This is a genomic window from Flavobacterium kayseriense, from assembly GCF_014305095.1.
GTDB lineage: Bacteria > Bacteroidota > Bacteroidia > Flavobacteriales > Flavobacteriaceae > Flavobacterium > Flavobacterium kayseriense.
In genome coordinates this window covers 1040393-1062049 of record NZ_JACRUI010000001.1, presented here as the reverse complement: position 1 = coordinate 1062049, position 21657 = coordinate 1040393, and the positions used below count along the sequence as shown (strand labels likewise).

At 35.4% G+C, this 21657-nt stretch carries 20 protein-coding genes and 1 riboswitch; of the genes, 13 read left to right on the top strand and 7 right to left on the bottom strand.

The features are described 5' to 3' along the window. Positions 1-3: 3 nt before the first annotated feature. From H8R22_RS04510 to H8R22_RS04500, 3 genes are all read right to left on the bottom strand, one after another. Positions 4-300, bottom strand: coding sequence for a thioredoxin family protein (locus H8R22_RS04510; protein ID WP_187008729.1), 297 nt, complete (start codon positions 298-300; stop codon positions 4-6). Positions 301-370: 70 nt separating this feature from the next. Next, positions 371-1603 (bottom strand): metallophosphoesterase, encoded by a 1233-nt coding sequence (locus H8R22_RS04505; protein ID WP_187008730.1) that lies wholly within the window; start codon positions 1601-1603, stop codon positions 371-373. Positions 1604-1790: 187 nt separating this feature from the next. Then, on the bottom strand, positions 1791-3296 hold the full coding sequence (locus tag H8R22_RS04500; protein WP_187008731.1) for a hypothetical protein: 1506 nt from the start codon (positions 3294-3296) through the stop codon (positions 1791-1793). Between the two features lie 322 nt (positions 3297-3618). Here H8R22_RS04500 and polA point away from each other — a divergent pair, with 322 nt between their 5' ends. Further along, complete coding sequence (polA, locus tag H8R22_RS04495; protein ID WP_187008732.1) at positions 3619-6474, top strand: DNA polymerase I; 2856 nt, start codon at positions 3619-3621, stop codon at positions 6472-6474. Between the two features lie 79 nt (positions 6475-6553). On the opposite strand, the gene H8R22_RS04490 is transcribed toward polA, so the two are convergent. Next, positions 6554-7576: a LacI family DNA-binding transcriptional regulator gene (locus H8R22_RS04490; protein ID WP_187008733.1), complete on the bottom strand. Its 1023-nt coding sequence runs from the start codon at positions 7574-7576 to the stop codon at positions 6554-6556. Positions 7577-7923: 347 nt separating this feature from the next. Between H8R22_RS04490 and rplM the strand changes: the two genes are divergently transcribed. From rplM to tsf, 4 genes are all read left to right on the top strand, one after another. After that, positions 7924-8379 (top strand): 50S ribosomal protein L13, encoded by a 456-nt coding sequence (gene rplM / locus H8R22_RS04485; protein ID WP_187008734.1) that lies wholly within the window; start codon positions 7924-7926, stop codon positions 8377-8379. Continuing rightward, a complete protein-coding gene (gene rpsI, locus H8R22_RS04480) occupies positions 8379-8765 on the top strand; it encodes a 30S ribosomal protein S9 (RefSeq protein ID WP_132108702.1) in 387 nt (128 codons plus the stop codon). The genes rplM and rpsI overlap by 1 nt, the downstream gene beginning before the upstream one ends. A gap of 171 nt (positions 8766-8936) precedes the next feature. After that, a complete protein-coding gene (gene rpsB / locus H8R22_RS04475) occupies positions 8937-9743 on the top strand; it encodes a 30S ribosomal protein S2 (protein WP_187008735.1) in 807 nt (268 codons plus the stop codon). Between the two features lie 125 nt (positions 9744-9868). Beyond that, on the top strand, positions 9869-10831 hold the full coding sequence (tsf, locus tag H8R22_RS04470; RefSeq protein ID WP_187008736.1) for a translation elongation factor Ts: 963 nt from the start codon (positions 9869-9871) through the stop codon (positions 10829-10831). A 106-nt stretch (positions 10832-10937) separates the two neighbouring features. Here tsf and H8R22_RS04465 read toward each other — a convergent pair whose 3' ends face one another. From H8R22_RS04465 to H8R22_RS04455, 3 genes are read right to left on the bottom strand one after another with little or no spacing between them, the layout of a single operon-like run. Beyond that, complete coding sequence (locus H8R22_RS04465; protein ID WP_187008737.1) at positions 10938-13592, bottom strand: TonB-dependent receptor; 2655 nt, start codon at positions 13590-13592, stop codon at positions 10938-10940. 1 nt (position 13593) lies between these two features. Next, a complete protein-coding gene (locus H8R22_RS04460) occupies positions 13594-14343 on the bottom strand; it encodes a GLPGLI family protein (protein WP_187008738.1) in 750 nt (249 codons plus the stop codon). A gap of 42 nt (positions 14344-14385) precedes the next feature. Further along, positions 14386-14700, bottom strand: a complete 315-nt coding sequence (locus H8R22_RS04455; RefSeq protein ID WP_187008739.1) for a hypothetical protein — start codon at positions 14698-14700, stop codon at positions 14386-14388. Between the two features lie 313 nt (positions 14701-15013). Between H8R22_RS04455 and H8R22_RS04450 the strand changes: the two genes are divergently transcribed. The 8 genes from H8R22_RS04450 to H8R22_RS04415 all read left to right on the top strand — a co-directional run bounded on the left by H8R22_RS04450 (position 15014) and on the right by H8R22_RS04415 (position 21591). After that, entirely contained in the window at positions 15014-15661 is a 648-nt protein-coding gene (locus H8R22_RS04450; protein ID WP_187009582.1) for a queuosine precursor transporter, read from the top strand. Next, a complete protein-coding gene (locus tag H8R22_RS04445) occupies positions 15654-16226 on the top strand; it encodes a DNA-3-methyladenine glycosylase I (RefSeq protein WP_187008740.1) in 573 nt (190 codons plus the stop codon). Before H8R22_RS04450 ends, H8R22_RS04445 begins: the two co-directional genes overlap by 8 nt. 114 nt (positions 16227-16340) lie before the next feature. Further along, positions 16341-16437: riboswitch (TPP riboswitch) on the top strand. Positions 16438-16508: 71 nt separating this feature from the next. Then, on the top strand, positions 16509-16715 hold the full coding sequence (thiS, locus tag H8R22_RS04440) for a sulfur carrier protein ThiS (protein WP_187008741.1): 207 nt from the start codon (positions 16509-16511) through the stop codon (positions 16713-16715). 305 nt (positions 16716-17020) lie between these two features. Further along, positions 17021-18844 carry a phosphomethylpyrimidine synthase ThiC gene (gene thiC / locus H8R22_RS04435; RefSeq protein WP_187008742.1) on the top strand — a complete coding sequence of 608 codons (1824 nt, stop codon included), beginning with the start codon at positions 17021-17023 and terminating at the stop codon, positions 18842-18844. 40 nt (positions 18845-18884) lie between these two features. After that, positions 18885-19478: a thiamine phosphate synthase gene (locus H8R22_RS04430; RefSeq protein WP_187008743.1), complete on the top strand. Its 594-nt coding sequence runs from the start codon at positions 18885-18887 to the stop codon at positions 19476-19478. Continuing rightward, a complete protein-coding gene (locus tag H8R22_RS04425; protein ID WP_187008744.1) occupies positions 19451-20206 on the top strand; it encodes a hydroxymethylpyrimidine/phosphomethylpyrimidine kinase in 756 nt (251 codons plus the stop codon). The genes H8R22_RS04430 and H8R22_RS04425 overlap by 28 nt, the downstream gene beginning before the upstream one ends. After that, a complete protein-coding gene (locus tag H8R22_RS04420) occupies positions 20199-20837 on the top strand; it encodes a thiamine phosphate synthase (RefSeq protein ID WP_026709592.1) in 639 nt (212 codons plus the stop codon). The genes H8R22_RS04425 and H8R22_RS04420 overlap by 8 nt, the downstream gene beginning before the upstream one ends. After that, positions 20818-21591 (top strand): thiazole synthase, encoded by a 774-nt coding sequence (locus H8R22_RS04415; RefSeq protein ID WP_317171723.1) that lies wholly within the window; start codon positions 20818-20820, stop codon positions 21589-21591. Before H8R22_RS04420 ends, H8R22_RS04415 begins: the two co-directional genes overlap by 20 nt. Positions 21592-21657: the final 66 nt, after the last annotated feature.

Here is a 21657-nt window from a genome sequence, read left to right as displayed (position 1 = left end):
TATTTACAACTGCTCTTGTACGATACTAATAATAGAATTAGCGTCTAATTCACCTGATTGTCTCCAAACCATTTGACCGTCTTTGTACATCATTAGTGTAGGCACACCTTTGATTCTTAGCGCATCTGCTAGTTCTTTATTTTTATCAACATCAATCTTAATAACCTTAGCTTTATCACCTAGAGCAGCGGCTACATCCCTAATTACAGGGTGCATTGCAATAGATGATTCATTCCAATCTGTGTAAAAGTCTATTAACACAGGTACTTGTGCGCTTATTAGTTCTCCAAATTTTGACATAAACCAAAAATTTAATATTCAAATCTACTATCAATAGCTATTAATCTACAAATGTAACATTTTTAACGAATTATGCTACTTTATCCCCTTTTTTTAGTTCTATGACCGTGATTTCGGGCATGATCCCTACTCTTCCAGGATAGGCATGAAAACCAAACCCTCTATTAACGTATACATATCGTCCCAAGTTTTCATAAAGTCCTGCCCATTGTGCATAAACATACTGCGCCAAACTCCACTTAAAATAGCCTGGAATCTCAATACCAAATTGCATTCCGTGGGTATGCCCTGAAAGCGTAAGATGAAAGTTTTTCTCGTGATTTTTAATCTCATACTCCCAATGGCTTGGATCATGACTCATTAAAATTTTGAAATCTTCAGTTGCAAGACCTTTCGAAGCTTTATTGATGTCTCCCGCTTTCTTAAAGTTGTGACCCCAATTTTCTACACCTACTAGAGCAATTTTATCATTTCCTTTTTCTATGTATCTATGCTCATTTAATAGCAACTGAAAATCAATTTGATTATATAACTTCTTGATATCTTCAAAATTTTCAGTTTTCTGAGTTTCTGAAGGCCAAGTAACGTATTCACCGTAATCGTGATTACCTAACACGGAAAACTTGCCATAGGGATGCTCCTTGATTTTCTTAAAAGTTTCAATCCAAGGTAACATCTCTGTAGCATGCGTATTAACAATATCACCGGTAAACAAAATCATATCTGAATTTTGTTCGTTTATTAGATCAATAGCGTAACTAATTTTTTCAGGGTCATCAAAACTACCACTGTGCACATCTGAAATTTGAGTAATCGTAAAACCGTCAAAAGCCTCAGGTAGATCTGAGTAAAAAATACGCTGTTTAATGACTTTATAATTGTACTTCCCTACTGTAATTCCGTAAATCAATGATAATAGCGGTACCGCTGCAAGACCTAAACCTATTTGGCTAACAAATTTTCGTCTTGAATTTAAAAACTCTTCATTTTCAGTATCTCTAAAGTAGTTAACTGTTCCCGTACTTAACCTAAATACATCTTCTCCAAACATTGCAACCATCAAAACAAGCTTGGGAACATACATCAATAGCAATAATCCCATCGTCAGCATGGTTTGATGTGTTTGCCCAATAGAACGATCAAACTTTGTAAAAGAATAAAGAATATAGACAAGGATCAAAGCACTGATAATCTGGTAAGAAATCAACACCCATTTGATTTTAACTAAAGTTTTTACGGCCTGAAAAGAGTATAGTTCAACTATTAAAAGAAATAGAAATAAAAAAAGTATTCTAAAAACCATTATAATTATATTTTGACAACAAAATAACAAATTAAGAAAACACTACAGGCAGTCTCATTCAAAATTTAACAAAACTATACAATACGTTATAGCACCACAAAAAAGGATATTGTCTTGTGGGGAACAGACAATATCCTTACTGTAAAAACAAAATCATACTTCGATAACCACACTTTACTGTACTATTTTAATTTACAATCAAATTCATTGACACAGAAAGAACATTACCCGATCCATATGCTCCTGAAACAAAGCGTTGCGCATATACTTCTACGTAATCATTAGGGGATAACTCAACGATCGTTTGAAACGGAACTGCAAGTACATCATTACTAGAGTTAGAAAGTACATAAATTTTAGATTGATTAATTACAGTCCCATTTTTAGCGATGTAAAAAATAAAAATTGTATTATTTGAACTACTTCCATTAGACTGAAAAGAAGAAGCTCCACTGACTTTAAAAAATCGTTTTTTATTACCCAAATACTGCAACCTGTTATCCGTGCTACCTGTCGAGAATCTGAATAAGTTAGTTGAAGTCGTTGTACCCGCATTTAATTTAGTAGGTGTACCACTAAGCGTAGTTAAACTACCACTTCCTACTCCAAAATCACTATTTGCATCTCCAACAGCAGCAGAGTCATCTTCTCTAGGAATTCCAGGACAGTTTACTGTCCATTTGTTGTTAAAATTAAAATTTGTATAACTTCCAGATGTATATCTATTAACATACTGACCTGTCCCTAGTGTCCCTGTAAAAACTACTTCACGCAAAACAGCGTCACCAGTTATGATTGGATTAGACGAAACATCCAAACCAATCGACGTACCAGTAACTTCTGTAAATCCGCTCTGTTTTTGAACTAAACCAAAGGTACCTGTCAATTTTTCAAAAGTGCCCGAATTATTTCCAAACCACCCTATGTTACTTAACAACAGTTTTGTAATATTGTTGTAGACAACTCCATTACTATTTCCCACATATTGAATGATGCTACAAAAAACAAGTCCAAAACCCGAAATGGTACCCACATTTGCAGATGACACTACAATTGAATCTCTAAAGATAAATGATTCAGCGGCTGATGCTGTAAGATTAAACACGTTACCTAAAGTTGCTTGTAGAACTAGATTTCTAATACTACCTCCTTTAGATCCATCAAACAAGTTTCCAGTTGCTTTTACTAATTTATCTTCGTTGGTATCTAGCCCTGTGATATAAGCATTATTTAAATCAATTGGCAAATCGACTGAGATTGTACCATTTATTTCATACAACGTATTGGTGTTTAAAACGTATTTCGTCCCACCTCCTGCCGCTTTTTCAGAAGCTAATACTGTGGCTAAAACATCTGTAGATTTGATGCGTTTAAAATTTAACCTATCAGACGAAGCTGCTACATTATTCATTGGCAACCATAAACTAGTTGTAGTGTCGTAAAAATAAAAACCTTTGAGCGTTGTATCAAATACCATCAAACCATTAGCTGGACTTGTAATGGCATTTTTTTGAGTTGTGGTCATTCTTGGTGTCAACACTCCTTGAGTAGTAGAAGTAACATCTAAAACAGAACTCGCATCTGGAGTCACAGTCCCTATACCCACCTGAGCAGATAAGCTTGCTGTAATCAGCATCATGAAAATGAATAGAAAAACTGGCAATGCATTGTTTAAAGAAGTAGTTTTTTTCATGATCTTAAATTTTAATGAATGTATTATTTTTACTTGGAGAATCAACTTTTAACCTGACACCACAAACATACTTCATTATTCGACTAAGTGCAAATAACATCGATTAAATACACTTATATTTAACATTTTGATGTTATTTCACTTTCAAGATACGTTTTAACTTACATTTTAACAACGCAATACAAGCTCTAAAAGAAAGAGTTGAAAAATCGATTATCGATTACTCAACTTTTAAGAGATTATAAACACCTACAGAAAGACTAAATTTCTACTCCTTTGTCTTTTTAGTTTTGTACTTTTGAAAACTAGAAACACCCTATCTATGTCACAACAAAAACGTCTTTTCCTCCTTGATGCCTATGCCTTAATATTTAGAGGATATTATGCTTTTATAAAAAATCCACGAATTAACTCTAAAGGAATGGATACTTCGGCCATTATGGGATTTATGAATTCTTTAATGGATGTTATCAAAAGAGAAAAACCAGATCATTTAGCCGTTGCCTTTGACAACGGAGGTAGCGATTTACGAAATGATATTTTCCCTGCTTATAAAGCTAATCGCGATGCAACTCCCGAGGCGATTAAAATAGCCGTTCCCTACATTCAAGAATTATTACGTGCAATGCACATCCCTATCATAGAGGTAAAAGGATACGAAGCCGATGATTTAATAGGCACCATTGCTAAACAAGCCGAAAAAGAAAACTACAAGGTCTTTATGGTCACTCCAGATAAAGATTTTGCTCAATTAGTTTCAGAAAATATTTTTATGTACAAGCCCGCAAGAATGGGTAATGGCATCGAAATATGGGGAATTCCTGAAGTACTTGAAAAGTTTGAAATTGAAAAGCCTGAGCAGGTTATTGATTACCTAGGAATGATGGGTGATGCAGCAGATAATATACCAGGACTACCAGGTGTAGGTGAAAAAACAGCAAAGAAATTCTTAGCAGAATATGGCTCTATGGAAAACCTTCTGGCTAATACTCATGAACTAAAAGGAGCGATAAAGACCAAAATTGAAGCCAACAAAGAGCTCGGTTTATTATCGAAGAGATTAGCTACTATTCTTTTGGATTGCCCCGTAACCTTTGATGAAAAAGATTATGAACTTTCGCAGCCTGATGTTGAAAAAACCGACGCACTATTTAATGAACTCGAGTTCAGAAGAATGGCTGAGCAATTTGACACCATATTCAAAAAAGGAAATACTAACAGCGGTACTACTACCGCTGACGATTCTAAATTGTATAAAAAGCCACTCCCGACAGCTTTCGGGACTAAAAACGAAGATCAATTTGATCTCTTTGGTAGTGCCATTCAAGATGATGATGCAAGTTCTACTCACCAACAGTTTTATAGCACTCTAGCAAATAATCCGCATTCCTACCAACTCATTCAAGGTGACCTGGGAATTAAATTGCTTTTGCAAAATTTACTCAAACAACAATCCGTGTGTTTTGATACCGAAACTACTGGATTAGATGCCTTGCATGCTGAGCTAGTTGGAATTTCCTTCTCCTACGAAAAAGGAAAAGCTTTTTATGTTCCCTTCCCGGAAAATCAAGAAGAGGCACAAAAGCTAGCCAACTCATTTATTCCGTTTTTCGAAAATGAGGCTATCGAAAAAATAGGTCAAAATTTGAAATACGACTTAAAAATACTATCTAACTACAACATTAGTGTTAAAGGGAAATTATTCGACACCATGATTGCGCACTATTTGATCAATCCAGATATGCGTCATAATATGGATATACTTTCCGAAACCTATTTAAAATACGCACCGCAATCTATTGAAGCACTTATTGGTAAAAAAGGAAAGAATCAAAAATCAATGCGCGATGTAGCTTTAGAGGAAATTAAAGAATACGCTGCCGAAGATGCAGATATTACCTTTCAACTGAAAGAATTATTTGCAGTAGAACTAGAGAAAACGCAAACCACCAAATTATTCGAAGATATTGAAATTCCGTTAGTACCTGTTTTAGCAGCAATGGAAACCGAGGGAATCAATCTTGATGTGCCTTTCCTAAAAAGCATGTCAAACGAAATGCAAAAGGAAATCGACACTTTCGAACAAAAAATATATGAAACTGCGGGAGAGAAATTCAACCTAGCATCGCCAAAACAATTGGGAGACATTCTTTTTGATAAGCTAAAAATAGGCGGAGCAAAGCAAAAGAAAACCAAAACAGGGCAATATGCTACCGGGGAGGAAGTCTTAAGTTACCTTGCCAATGATAACGAAATCGTACGCGATATTCTAGAATGGCGACAAATGGTAAAATTACAATCGACCTATATTGATGCGCTACCCAATCAAGTAGACGCAAAAACAGGACGCGTTCATACGGACTATATGCAAACAGTAGCTGCAACTGGCCGATTGAGTTCTAACAATCCTAATTTGCAAAATATCCCCGTGCGTACAGAGCGAGGTCGTTTGATTAGAAAAGCATTCATAGCTCGTGACGAAAACTACACCCTCGTTTCTGCCGATTATTCGCAAATTGAATTACGTGTAATCGCTGCTTTGAGTGGAGAAGAAAACATGATTAAAGCATTTCAGAACAACGAAGACATTCACAAATCTACAGCTTCAAAAGTTTTTAATGTTCCTTTAGAAGAAGTAACGCGTGAGCAACGTAGTCATGCTAAGACCGTGAATTTCGGAATTATATATGGGGTTTCGGCTTTTGGACTTTCAAACCAAACGAATCTTTCTCGCTCAGAAAGCGCAGCTTTGATCGAAGCGTATTACCAATCGTATCCTCAGTTAAAGTCTTATATCAGTAATCAAGTAGATTTTGCAAGAGACAATGGCTATGTACAAACTGTTTTAGGACGCCGCAGGTATTTAAAAGACATCAACTCCCAAAATGCTATTGTGCGAGGTGGAGCAGAACGAAATGCCGTTAACGCACCTATTCAAGGCAGCGCTGCTGATATTATCAAAATTGCAATGATTAACATTCATAACAAACTGAAATCAGAGAACTGGAAATCAAAAATGCTCCTACAAGTACATGATGAACTTGTGTTTGATGTTCACAATGATGAATTAGAAAAAATCCAACCGATGATTAAACACGAAATGGAAAACGCTTTTAAACTAGAGGTTCCTTTAGTTGTTGATCTAGGAATGGGGAAAAATTGGCTGGAAGCGCATTAGAGTAAAACAGTCCCAAATAAAAAATCCACTCTTATTTTAAATAAATTAGAGTGGATTTTTCTATACTAATGGCCAACTTTTAACTTCTTGTTGATTCTCTTTCTTTCAAGATAGTATTAATAACAATAGTTTTATAAGGTAGCTCTTCTTCCTTACTTTCAAGACGATCTATAAGCAATTGCGCTGCTCTTTCTCCTATCTCTGGCGCATGCTGGCTTACGGTCGTAACGCTTGGAGTCAACCTTCGCGAAGCCAAAATACCATCTGCAAAACCAATAATAGAAAGTTCTTCGGGAATTTTGTATCCGTTTTTAAGACCAAACTTCAACGCGGCAACAGTGTCAATTTCTTCCAACGCAAAAATAGCATCAATTGATTGATCCTGGGGGATTTTTGCAATAGCATTTTTAAGGTCTTCCTCTGAATCTGTTCTAAGTACAATGGTAGGATTAATAGCAATAGCGTTATCTGCTAACGCTTTTAAATATCCATCTGTACGCAACTTACCAACACTCAAATTGTCTACAGACGAGAATAAAGCAATGTTCTTACAGCCCAAATCAATTAAACGTTGCGTAGCATTTAAGGCCGAATTGTAATCATCGACAATTACTTTATCACATTCGACCCCATCAGCAATTCGATCAAACATCACTATAGGTGTGCCATCGTTTATAATATCTGTAAAATGAGAATAGTCTTGCAGCGTTTGTGCTTCCTCAGAAACCGACAGTATGAAACCATCGATGGTACCATTACTTAAAATTTCTAAAGCGCTAATTTCCTTGGCTAGTGACTCATTAGAAATACAAGTAATAACATTATAACCCTTTTGTTCGGCTACCTTCTCGATACCACTAAAAACCTTTGCGAAAAAGGAGTTTAGAATATTTGGAATAATGACACCAATTGTTTTTGTTTTCCTGTTTTTAAGATTCAGACCAATAACATTAGGTTTGTAGTTTTTAAGCTTAGCGTACTCCTTAATTTTAATTTTTGTTTGTTCACTTATTTCTGGGCTATCATTAAGCGCTTTAGAAACGGTCGAAACGGAAACATTAAGTTCTTTGGCTATTTGTTTAAGAGTTGCTTTGACTTTCATAGTTATTGTTTATTGACTGAAATACCTATACTACAGCTAAAAAACACTGCAATAATGTTATAATACTAATTTACAGACCAAAAATAGTCATTTTAACGGCAAATGTTGTCAAGATTATAACGCAATTTAACATTTTATTGCATCAACCAAACCAAACTTAAAACAGAATAGGGAGAAAAGCAAATCCTTATTAAAACTTAAGAATCCTACTAGGCTAAATATTCAATTGATAATCAGTGCAAAAACATCTAGAAAATAATCTTTTAAGCTATTTGCATTTAAAATAATTAATTGTACTTTTGCAACCCCTTTATTGGGGATGGAATGTTTAATTAAAATTTATTATTGTGAACGCATTAAGCTACAAGACAATTTCAACAACAAAAGCTAACTCTGTAAAAGAGTGGATTGTTGTAGATGCAGATGGTCATAACTTAGGTCGTCTTGCTTCAAAAGTCGCTATGATTTTGAGAGGTAAGTACAAGCCAAGTTACTCACCACACGTGGACTGTGGAGATAACGTAATCGTTATCAACTCAGAAAAAATCAACCTTACAGGTAACAAAATGGACGAAAAGATTTACATGCGTCATACAGGTTACCCAGGAGGACAAAGAACTTTAACTGCTAAAGTATTGCAATCGAAAAACCCTGCAACTCTAGTAGAAAAAGCGGTAAAAGGAATGTTACCTAAAAACAAATTAGGGGCTGAACTTTTCAGAAATTTAAATGTTGTTGTTGGTTCAGAGCACAAACAAGGTGCACAAAAACCAAGAACAGTTAACCTTAACGATCTTAAGTAATGGGAGTTATTCACAAAATCGGTAGAAGAAAAACCGCTGTTGCACGTGTTTATGTTTCGGAAGGAACAGGAGTAATCACTGTAAACAAAAAAGAATTTGCAACTTATTTCCCTACAGCTACTTTACAATACAAAGTTATGCAACCAATGTCTATGACAGAGAACGCTACTAACTTTGACGTAAAAGTAAACGTATACGGAGGTGGTTCAACTGGTCAAGCAGAAGCTGTAAGAATGGCATTAGCTCGTGCAATGTGCGAAGTAAACGCTGAAAACAGATTAGTTTTGAAACCAGAAGGTTTATTGACAAGAGATCCAAGAATGGTTGAACGTAAAAAATTCGGTCAGAAGAAAGCTCGTAAGAAATTTCAATTCTCGAAACGTTAATATTGCCTGTCTTGAATACGTTTATTCAAGACTTATTGAATTTATTATTGAATTTAAAACAATGTTGTTGTTGCCTACTGAGGTAGGAATTAGTTTAGCATCTAAATGCATTTAGCCGAGTAATCGCCATTCATGCATTGCTAATCAACAGAACGTAAACTAGTACAAAAAATGTCAAACAAAGTAGAAGTAAAAGAATTACTAGAAGCAGGTGTTCATTTTGGACACATGACTAGAAAATGGGACCCAAACATGGCTCCTTACATTTATATGGAGCGTAATGGTATTCACATTATCAATCTATATAAAACTGCAGCAAAAATTGAAGAAGCTAATGAAGCTTTGAAAAAAATCGCTGCATCAGGTAGAAAAATATTATTTGTTGCTACCAAAAAACAAGCAAAAGACATCGTTGCTGAAAAAGCAAAAGCTGCAAACATGCCTTACATCACTGAAAGATGGCCTGGTGGAATGCTAACTAACTTCGTAACTATCCGTAAAGCTGTTAAAAAAATGGCTACTATTGATAAAATGAAGAAAGATGGTACTTTCATGACACTTTCTAAGAAAGAGCGTTTACAAGTTGATCGTCTTCGTGCTAAATTAGAGAAAAATTTAGGTTCAATTTCTGATATGTCAAGATTACCAGCTGCATTATTTGTAGTAGATATCAAAGCGGAACACATCGCAATAAAAGAAGCTCAAAAATTAAACATTCCAGTTTTTGCAATGGTTGATACTAACTCTGATCCTCGTGAAGTAGAGTACGTAATTCCATCAAATGATGATGCTTCTAAATCAATCGATAAAATTTTATCTTTAGTAACTGCTGCTGTTATCGAAGGACTTTCTGATAGAGGTTCTGACAAGGAAACAGATGCAACTGAAACTGCAGCTCCAGCAACAGCTGAAGCGGTAGCAACTGAGACTGCAGCTCCTGCTGCTGAAACAGCTGCTCCAGCAACTGAAGAAAAATAAGAAACATTTTAAATTCCAAATTTTGAATTCCAGATTCCGAAAACAGAAAATAACTTTCTGGTAACATTGGAATTTGGGATTTAAAGATTGGAATTTTTACTTTTAACATTAAAATTCAAAATATTATGGCAACAATTACTGCTGCAGACGTAAACAAATTAAGACAAACTACAGGTGCCGGAATGATGGACTGTAAAAAAGCTTTAGTTGAAGCTGATGGAGATTTCGATAAAGCGATCCAAAACCTTAGAGAAAAAGGTCAAAAAGTTGCTGCTAACCGTTCTGACCGTGAGTCTTCTGAAGGAGCTGCTGTTTCTTTTATAAATGCTGATAAAACTAAAGGAGCTATCATCACTTTAAATTGCGAAACAGATTTCGTAGGTAAAAATGAATCTTTTGTAGCTTTAGCTAAAGAATTGGTTGAAAAAGCAATTAACTTCTCTTCTAAAGAAGAATTCTTAGCATCAGATTTCAACGGAATGACTGTTGCTGAAAAATTAATTGAGCAAACTGGTGTTATTGGTGAAAAAATCGAAATCGGTGGTTTTGATATTTTAGAAGGTGCTTTTGTTGGATCTTATGTTCACGTAAACAAAATTGCCGCATTAACTGCTATTTCTGCTGCTGTACCAAATGCAGAAGTTTTGACCAAAGATATCTCTATGCAGGTAGCGTCAATGGGAGCTGACACATTATCTTACAAAGATTTTGATCCTGCTTTTGTTGAGTCTGAATTAGCTGCTCGTATTGCGATCATCGAAAAAGAAAATGAAGAAGCAAAACGTTTAGGGAAAACTTTAAAAAATGTTCCTAAGTACATTTCTTTCTCTCAATTAACTGAAGAAGTTATCAAACAAGCTGAAGAAGATGCAAAAGCAGAATTGAAAGCCGAAGGAAAACCAGAACAAATTTGGGACAAAATTATTCCAGGTAAAATCCAACGTTTTATCTCTGACAACACTACTTTAGACCAAGAAAAAGCTTTGCTTGATCAAAACTTTATCAAAGATGATAGTAAAAAAGTTGGTGATTATGTTAAAGGTTTCAATGCTGAAATTACAGGATTCAAAAGAGTTGCTTTAGGTTAATCTAAACAACCTCTTAAAATATAAAACTCCCTTTCGAATTAATTTGAAAGGGAGTTTTTTTATAAAGAATAATTTAGACCTATTAGCTACCGTTTATTAAACGTTACTAAAAACGATACTCCATTTTTAACATCACATATCTTGGTTGTAAACGATACTCTGTCTTTGAAATACTGATATCCGAAACACTGTAGTTTTTGAAAGTTTGGGTATTAAATAAATTATTCCCAGAAAGGAAAAAAGTAAGCTTGTTCTCTTTTACCACATACCTCGTCTCGAGATCTAGAAAATAATATTTATTGTTTTCCTTTTCTAAATTCCCAAAAAAGTAGCGCTCTCCTTGAACTTGTACATTAAATTTATCATTGAACTGCAAGGACAAGTCTAAAAAGCTCATATTGTCTGTAAAATCGTTTTTTATAGTGGTTTTTACTTGGGTGTAATTCCACTTAGAGCCTAGGTGGTAATTAAAAAACCCTTTGAAACCCGAACGCAATTCGAAACCATAATCGGCGCCTAGATTATTAACTTCACGTAAGTTTGTGTTATTTACACTATTCTTAAAATTACTTCTGTTTGCTCCCAACGTTAACTTTAAGTTAGATTGTATCGATTTAAAGTACCTATCGACACTTGATGACAAGGAAACAAATTCTCTGTCCTTGATAATGATTTTTTCGGACTGTGAATAATTTTGAGAGATGGTGCTATTTGTACTATAAAAATCATTATTTTTCGAATACAACAAAAAGGTGTTTGCAAAAAACTTGTCGCCCCAACTACCATAGGTATAATTTAAAATGGCAGATGAAGAGTTTAGTTGATTAAAATCGTCTAATCCCTTTAAAAACGATCTAAAACCGGTTTGCACATAGCCCGAATACAAATCCAAAACACTAGCGTTAGTCGTGTTGTAAGAGTAGGACGTCATGATTTTATTCTTTTCATCTATTTTCCAATCTACACCTATTTTTGGAATTACAAAAAACGGACTTTCGCTTCTGCTATCGTCAAAATTTTCTATCCGATTGAACAGTTGGTGAACATCTGACTGAGTAAGTATGGTAAAATTATTGAGCTTAAAACGGTACTTGATGGAAGCGTACCAATCGTTTGTACTATACTTTAGACTGTTCTGATAGCCAATAGGAGCCGATAAATTAATTTGGCTCTCAAATAATTCAAAACGAGTGTTTATATGGTCTAATCGAAACTGACTGCCTACCTTTAGCTCTAATAAATCTCCATTTTCCTTTTTGTCCAATAAATGACCTTCTACGCCGGCAAATTGCATACTGTTCTCCGTAAATTGCCTTGTATTATTTGCATTAGCTGCAAATAAATCTTGAAAGATAAACTGATTTACCGAGTAGCTTTGTGGTGTTTTCTCATTGATGTACCGACCCGAAAGCAGAAAAACTTTTTTGTCTTTAAACTTATTCGTAAATACTATTTTTTGGTCAAAAAGCTCATTATTCGATTTTAATCGCTCGTCTAACAAGTCAGTATTAAAAAGTAAATCGCTACTGTTTTTCTCCTTAGTGGTATTAAATTTCCCTGTGTATTCCAGTGTTTTAGTTTGAGAAATGTCGTAGGTTAAATCTAGTTTTCCAAATCCGGTGATCTTAGTCTTTCTACCCACAAAATCTTCTGTGTTTTGGAAACTAGTTGCTGTAGCTGTGAAGGTTTCAAAGCTATTTCTAAAAAAGTCGTTTTCATCTGTATTTAAAAAACCTAATACTTTTACTTTTACTTTATCTGAAACTGTAAAAATACTATTAAGTGATAGCATTTCGGCGTTGTTAAAATTAACTCTCTTCTGTTTCAAGTTAGGCGAACCACCACCTAAACCTAATAACGTGTTAGCACTTTGATTGTCGCCGATACTACCAGGTTCATCAATACGAAAAGGTCGCACTAACATATTAACATCTCCCACGGCATCAACGCCTACATTGTTTCCATTTGTTACAAAATAATACTTATTCTTTTTACCAAAGTTCATTAAATTAGCTCTTAAATTATATCTGTTATCTGAAACTAAACCATAGCCTCCAACAGCATTTCCAAACCATTGTCGTTTAAAATCTTCTTTTAAAGTTAAATTTAGTGCTACTTTATTGCTGTTTTCTATTCCTTTTAAATGTTTGTTGTTCGAATACCGTTTTAGCAATTCTACTTTATCAATGGGATTTACAGGCATGTTTTTAGTTAGAATTTTGTATCCTTTCTCGAACATATCGTCACCATCGATCATTACCTTTTCTACTTCTTGATTGCCAACTTTAATAGTTCCATCTGTACCAACACTTAAACCAGGTATCTTTTTAAGTAAATCCTCAACTACTTGTTCATTTCCTTGAGCGAACGATTTTGCATCGAAAATTATTTTATCACCTTCTACCGTTATTGGTCGTACTGTTTTGATTACGATTTCTTTTAACGATACAGGGCTTGAAAGTAGCTGTATATTCTTTTCTATGTTGGTAGCCTCAGAAGAAATTTGAATATCAAAAACTTGAGTTTGGTAATTTAGCGCATTAATTACTAATTGAAAATCACCCGTTTTATTAGTTTTCAAAACATATATTCCTGAATTATTAGAAATAGCATAGGAAATTGTATTTGAGGATTCCTTGAGTAAGATCGATGCGGTAACAGGCTCACTAGCAAGATTTGTAATTTTACCTGATATCGTTTTCTGACCAAAAACAAAAAAGGAAACAAAAAAGGATATGAAGAGACAAAAAAATTTAGTCATGTTATTCCCATTCAAATTTTGTTTCAATACCCGTTCTACCAACGTTTACTGTCCTTGTCTGTACACCTCTTGGTAACTGTGCCATTACAGAAGATTCCAATTGCTTATAACGAAGGTTTGCAAAATCCTTAATTGATATTATTTTAGAATTAGGAGTTGTAGGAAATACAATTTCGGCTTTATCGCTATAAAGTATAGCCGTTGCTTGCCAATTATACCTTTTAGTTTCATCAAAAATTTCTAAAATTAAACCTGGTAAACTATTAAACTTCCATGGTCCGTAGTTCATTGGAATTGTACCATCATACCAAGCAATAAAATTCCTGCCTCTAAAAGTGACTGTAGCTTTATTACAAGTAAATTCGCCAATTTTCTTGATATCTTCATGGCTAATGTCCCATTCCAATTCTGGAATAGTATCATGAAGTAAGTACTCTTGATTTTTAAATTTATCTGTTAATATGAACTCTCTTTTATCTATTAACGTTTTCACATAACGATCGCCTCCTTTTTCAACTAAACTAATCGTATTATCTTTAACCGTAGAGCCTGACTGTAAATCACCTGCAAGAGTGACAAAAACAGAGGTATTACTAGCTAAGTTTATTTCTAAAATAGCTTTCCTGGTATTTGGTATTTCCGTATTGTAAAAGACATCATATAATATTCTTACAAAAGTTTTGCTATCGCTTTGCGCAAAAACAGTGCTACTTAGTAAAACAAAAAATAAAACTTTTAAATTCTTCATCATATTTTTAATTAATAAGGGTGGTTTTAATACCACCCTGTTACCTTACATTGTTAAAGCACCTATTTCATAAAGTGTTTTTATTTGATTGGCTGTCTTTTCACAGTCTGCTTGGCTAGTTGCTGGAAGCGTATGAATTCTGGTACCAGTTACCTCTCCTTCACTATTATACTGCGTTACATAAACTGTACAAGTACCATCAAAAATAATAGCACTAGCATCTGAATAATTCAATTGATTTACAATAATAGAATTAGACATAGTTGAATAAGATGGAACTTTTACTAATTTATTTTCAGCCGCAAACGAAGTTAAAGAAAAAGCGACTACTATAGCCGCACTAAAAAATAATTTTTTCATAATATTAAAAATAATTTGGTTATTTCCTTGTTAAACTATTTAACAAGTGGTTTTGGACGTCCGAGTACAAATCAAAAAAAAAAAAACGATATAACCTAATAATTATCGTACAAATTATAAAAATAATATAAGATTAATCTTAAGAGCTAACAAACACTGGCCTGTGTAAATACTTTAATCACAGTGAAATGTAAACAAACCTCAAAAAGCATACAAGAGCGATATAAAACTTAGGACCAAAACGATTTCTTCCTACTAATAATTTAATTTTCAATAAAAAAATAAAAGACTAAATTTGAGTTTTACAATTTTTATGCTTCAATCCAAAAAAGAAACCGTTTACATCATCCTAGCCGGAATATTCATCACTAATGCCGTTGTCGCCGAGCTGATTGGTGGGAAATTAATTCACGTTGGCCCTTACCTCATGAGTGTTGGTATCTTACCATGGCCCATCGTATTTGTCACTACTGATTTAATTAATGAGTACTTTGGCGAACGAGGCGTTAAAAAGTTATCGGTAATAACCGCTTGCCTCATCGCCTATACCTTTGTAATTATCTATGCAGCGATGCAAATTCCAGCCGTTGCAGGCGACGGACTCGTATCTGACAACCAATTTAATGGTGTTTTTGGTCAAAGTTTGTGGATCATTGTTGGGAGTATTACCGCCTTCATGGTCTCTCAACTAATCGATATCACTATTTTTCATTTCCTTAAAAACAAAACGGGTAACAAAATGATCTGGTTGCGCAGTACGGGATCGACCGTGATCTCACAATTATTTGATAGCTTTATAGTTTTAGGCATCGCTTTTTGGATGACGGGTAAAATGACCACCGAAGTTTTTATAGCATCTGCATTTACAGGTTATTTTGTAAAGCTTATCATAGCCATCGCCTTGACTCCATTAATTTATCTGGGACATTCTCTAATCGAAAAATACTTGCACAATGAATAATTCCACAGACGAAAAACAAAGATGTGGCTGGTGTTTATCTAGCGAATTGTACAAAAAATACCATGATCAAGAATGGGGAACGCCCGTTTATGATGATGCTACATTATTTGAATTTTTATTACTCGAAACTTTTCAAGCAGGCTTGAGTTGGATTACTATTCTCAATAAAAGAGAAAATTTTCGTGCTGCCTTTGACCAATTTGATTACAAAAAAATCGCGCAATACAACGATGACAAAATCTTAGACTTGTTACAAGATGCTGGTATAGTTCGCAACAAACTCAAAGTATATTCGGCTGTAACCAACGCACAAAACTTTATCAAAATTCAAGAAGAATTTGGTTCCTTCTCCAAATATATTTGGGAATTTACAGATGGAAAACCACTCATCAACACCCCAAAAACGCTAAAAGACGTCCCTGCTACTACCCCACTTTCTGATACAATCAGTAAAGATTTAAAAAAACGAGGCTTTAAATTTGTCGGTTCTACGGTCATGTATGCTTTTATGCAAGCCACAGGAATTGTCAATGATCACGTGGAAAACTGCTGGAAAAAAAGCTGATTTTCACATGCTATTCTTTACTCAAGATTGGATGATTTCACAAAAATTACTATTTGATGATAAAAATTTAACCTAAATAAATCATCTTCAAACTAAAAAAACCCCTACATTTGTTTCACACTTTAGGGGTGTCTACAACTTTGTAGGCTGAGAATTACCCTCTGAACCTGATCTAGTTCATACTAGCGTAGGGAAAAGTACGATGACTTCCATAGTCCCTTTTTTGGGACAACTTGTAGCCATTCCTAAAGTATAAGTATAACTATACTAAATTCAAAAGGAATGGAACTAAAAATCAACAATGAAAACAAACATTTTGCCAGCAGTAACCTAACTGTTCAGGCACTTCTTGACTTGGAAATTCCCGAAAAACAAAAAGGAATCGCCGTAGCCATCAACGACACCGTAATTCCAAAATCCAACTGGAATTCCCATCCCCTAAAAGAAACCGATACTGTTTTAATTATTTCCGCAACCCAAGGAGGCTAATTGGCTGCTCGGGTGGGCTATTTGTTGCGTATTAGTGAGGAGTCAATAGTGAGGAGTCAATAGTGAGAAGTGAAGAGTGAGGAGTGAGAAGTAAGGTGTGAAAAGTAGAGGATTTAAATAGATAATAAAAACCTATTACTCAAACTTAGAATCTGTAAAAACCTTTTACATCTACGCGCTATTTACATAAAATCCAAGCATACTTTTAAAACTTACAAATTCCAAATATCAAGATACATCACAAGATTAAATCTGCGTCAATCTGCGTGCCATTTACACAATCAAACCTTTAAGACATATAAAAAATGACAAACGAAGAAAAAATATCAAGAACCCCGTTTCCAAACTCAAAAAAAGTATACATCGATGGTGACATCCACCCGATAAAAGTGGCGATGCGCGAAATCACATTGGCCGATACGAAAATGTCAAACGGCCGCATCGAAAAAAATCCGCCAATTACTATTTACGATACTTCGGGACCGTTCACTGATCCCAATATCGAAATCGACATTCGCAAAGGATTGCCTCGCATTCGCGAACAATGGATTTTAGATCGCAATGACGTAGAAGAGCTGAGCGAGATATCATCTGATTACGGAAAGCAACGATTACATGACGAAAAGCTGAACCACCTCCGTTTTGAATATTTACACAAACCGATGCGTGCTAAAAAAGGGGCTAACGTTTCCCAATTGTATTACGCTAAGCAAGGTATCATCACTCCAGAAATGGAATACATCGCCATTAGAGAGAACCAACGTATTGAACAATTAAACGATCAATCAGCAGCGATGCAGTGTCAACATCAAGGGCACAGCTGGGGAGCAAACACACCTAAAAGCAAAATTACACCAGAATTTGTTCGTTCAGAAGTTGCTCGCGGACGCGCCATCATCCCGAACAACATCAACCATCCAGAGAGTGAACCGATGATTGTAGGACGTAATTTCTTAGTAAAAATAAATGCTAACATTGGGAACAGTGCTGTTACCTCAACAATAGAAGAAGAGATTGAAAAAGCTGTTTGGGCTTGCCGTTGGGGAGCAGATACCATTATGGATCTATCAACCGGAAAAAACATTCATGAAACTAGAGAATGGATCATCCGTAATTCTCCTGTGCCTATTGGAACGGTGCCGATCTATCAAGCTTTGGAAAAAGTAAACGGAATTGCCGAAGATTTAACTTGGGAAGTTTTTCGTGATACTTTAATTGAACAAGCAGAACAAGGGGTGTCTTATTTCACTATTCACGCTGGAGTACTATTGCGTTACATTCACTTAACTGCTGAGCGTGTTACAGGAATCGTATCGCGTGGTGGTTCTATCATGGCAAAATGGTGTTTGTTTCACCACAAAGAAAACTTCTTATACACGCATTTCGAAGACATTTGCGAAATCATGAAGCAATACGATGTTGCTTTCTCACTTGGTGATGGCTTGCGTCCAGGTTCTATTGCAGATGCTAATGACGCTGCACAATTTGCCGAATTAGAAACTTTAGGTGAGTTATCTAAAATTGCTTGGAAACACGATGTTCAAGTATTTATCGAAGGTCCTGGTCATGTTCCCATGCACATGATTAAAGAAAATATGGAGAAACAATTAGAACATTGTGACGAAGCTCCGTTTTATACTCTTGGCCCGTTAACGACTGATATTGCGCCAGGTTACGATCACATTACCTCAGCTATTGGAGCGGCGATGATTGGTTGGTACGGTTGTGCGATGTTGTGTTATGTAACGCCAAAAGAACACCTTGGTTTACCCAATAAAAAAGACGTAAAAGATGGTGTGATTACATATAAAATTGCTGCTCATGCTGCTGATTTAGCTAAGGGTCATCCTGGTTCTCAATATCGTGATAATGCCTTAAGTAAAGCCCGTTTTGAATTCCGTTGGGAAGATCAATTTAATTTATCATTAGATCCTGATACAGCAAGAGAATTTCACGATGAAACACTGCCTGCTGAAGGTGCCAAAGTTGCCCATTTTTGCTCGATGTGCGGACCTAAATTTTGCTCTATGAAAATATCACAAGAAATCCGTGACGTTGCCGAAGCTGAAAAAGGAATGGCAGCAAAATCAGAGGAATTTATCGAACAAGGGAAAGAGATTTATAGTTAGTCCAAAAAGAAAATAGAATAAAGATCCAAGAGTCAAGATTATGATTGTAATCGCAAATCCAATTTCGATACTAAATGAAATCAACACCATTCACGCTCTTTTTGAGTGTGGATTGGAGTTGCTTCATTTACGCAAACCTGATTTGTCAGAGGAAGACATGAAACTGTTTTTATCGAAAATTGAACTCGAATATCGATCGCAATTGGTTATACACCAGCAGCATCAATTAGCACAGGATTTTGGCATCAATCGCATTCATTTTACTGAAAACGCAAGAGCAACTTTGGATCTGGAATCAACGAATAGTCGAGATGATTTTATAAAATCGACTTCAACACATACCATAGCTGATTTTAATAAACTAGACCATTGTTTTGAATACGCATTTTTAAGTCCGATACATCAAAGTATTTCTAAACCGGATTATAAATCTGATTTGGATGCTGAAAAAGCAATCTTCGAACGCACCAATTTTAAAACGAAACTAGTCGCTTTAGGTGGAATTTCAGCCCAAAACATAGAGAAAACATTTCAGTTAGGTTTTGATGATGTGGCATTATTAGGAAGTATTTGGAATACTAATCAACCCATACAAAATTTTAAATTATGTCAAAAAATCGCCCGTTTGTATTGAGTATTGCTGGTTTTGATCCTTCTGGAGGTGCAGGAGTTGTGGCTGATTGTAAAACATTCGAACAGCATAAAGTATATGGGTTGGCTATCAATACAGCAAACACAATCCAGACAGAAAACAATTTCTATGAAATAGAATGGACTTCATTAGAATTCACAACACGTTCCATAGAAAAGCTTTTTAATACCTATAAAATTAAGGCTGTTAAAATTGGGATTGTTCCTTCGCTATTTTATTTAGGAACCATTGTTACACTTATTAAGCAACTGTCTCCTGCAACTCAAATTGTCTGGGATACCGTTGTGAAATCCTCTACTACATTTGATTTTTTAGAAATTAAAAACTATGAGTCTTTGCGACTTATTTTAAGCGAAATAGATTTAATCACGCCCAATTACAATGAGATTATAAAACTATCTAAAGAAGAAACAGATCCTGAATCTATAGCCGAATCACTATCAGAGCATTGTGCTGTTTTATTGAAAGGCGGTCACAATCCCAATGAACCTGGAGTTGATTATTTATATACTAAAGAGCACTTTTTTAGACTTGAACCACATCACAGCGAAATATATGAAAAACACGGTTCGGGTTGCGTATTATCATCGGCAATTACGGCTAATCTTAGCAAAGAACAAGATGTTTTGAATGCTTGTAAAAATGCCAAAATTTATATCGAAAATTACCTATTGTCAAACCATACCAAACTAGGATATCATTATGTTTAACAAACTACAATACATCTCGCAAGGAAACACGGTCGAGGAACAAACTAGAAATATCCATCAAGCATTAGACGGCGGTTGCAAATGGATTCAGCTTCGTTTTAAAAATAAGTCAGTTGACGCAACTTTTGCTTTGGCGGAAGCCGCAAAAATTTTATGCGAGGAATACCTAGCGAATTTCATCATCAACGATAATGTTTATCTCGCCCAACAAATTGCAGCAGATGGCGTCCACCTGGGATTAACTGATATGTCAATCAAAGAAGCGCGAAGCATTTTAGGAGACACAAAAATCATTGGAGCTACTGCAAACACTTTTGAAGATATTCAAAACCACATACAAAATGGTTGCGATTATATAGGATTAGGTCCGTTTCGATTCACAACTACAAAGGAAAATTTGAGTCCGATTTTAGGTCTCGAAGGCTACCAAACGATTTTGAATGAGATGAAGAAAAATGAACTTACAACTCCAGTATATGCGATTGGCGGAATTGGTTTAGATGACATTCCTGCGTTAATGGAAACCGGTATCCATGGTATTGCGGTTTCGGGTTTAATTACACAATCAGAAGATAAGAAAAAGACAATCAAACAACTTAAAAACGACCTTTATGGAACCATCATTGTTTAAAATAGGTGACAAAATATTAGAATCCCGCTTGTTTTTAGGAACGGGTAAATTTGGTTCGAATGTCCAAATGGAAGAAGCCATTCTAGCCTCAGCGAGTGAGTTGGTCACCGTAGCTTTAAAACGCATAGATTTGGAAACAGAAACAGATGCCATTTTGAGACATTTACAGCATTCGCACATTAATCTATTGCCCAATACATCTGGAGCTAGAAACGCTAAAGAAGCAGTTTTTGCTGCTCAACTTGCCAGAGAAGCATTAGAAACCAACTGGCTAAAGTTAGAAATACACCCCGATCCTAAATATTTAATGCCAGATGCCATCGAGACGTTGAGAGCCACAGAGGAATTAGCTAAACTAGGTTTTATTGTACTGCCGTATATTCATGCTGACCCTGTTTTGTGCAAGCGACTAGAAGATGCTGGGACTGGGGCTGTAATGCCATTAGGATCGCCAATAGGGAGCAATAAAGGACTTAAGACAATTGATTTTCTCGAAATTATTATCGAACAATCTAAAGTTCCCGTAATTATCGACGCTGGAATCGGAGCTCCTTCAGATGCTACAAAAGCTATGGAATTAGGCGCTGATGCTGTTTTAGTGAACACCGCTATTGCAGTCGCAGGAAATCCGAAATTAATGGCGGAGGCTTTTAAGGAAGCGGTTATTGCTGGTAGAAAAGCATACGAAGCTAGATTAGGGCAACAATATAAGCACGCCGTGGCATCGAGTCCGTTGACGTCGTTTTTATATTAAAGCTTTTTGGCACACAGATTCTGCAGATCACAATAAACTATTGATATTGAAGCATTAAAAATTATT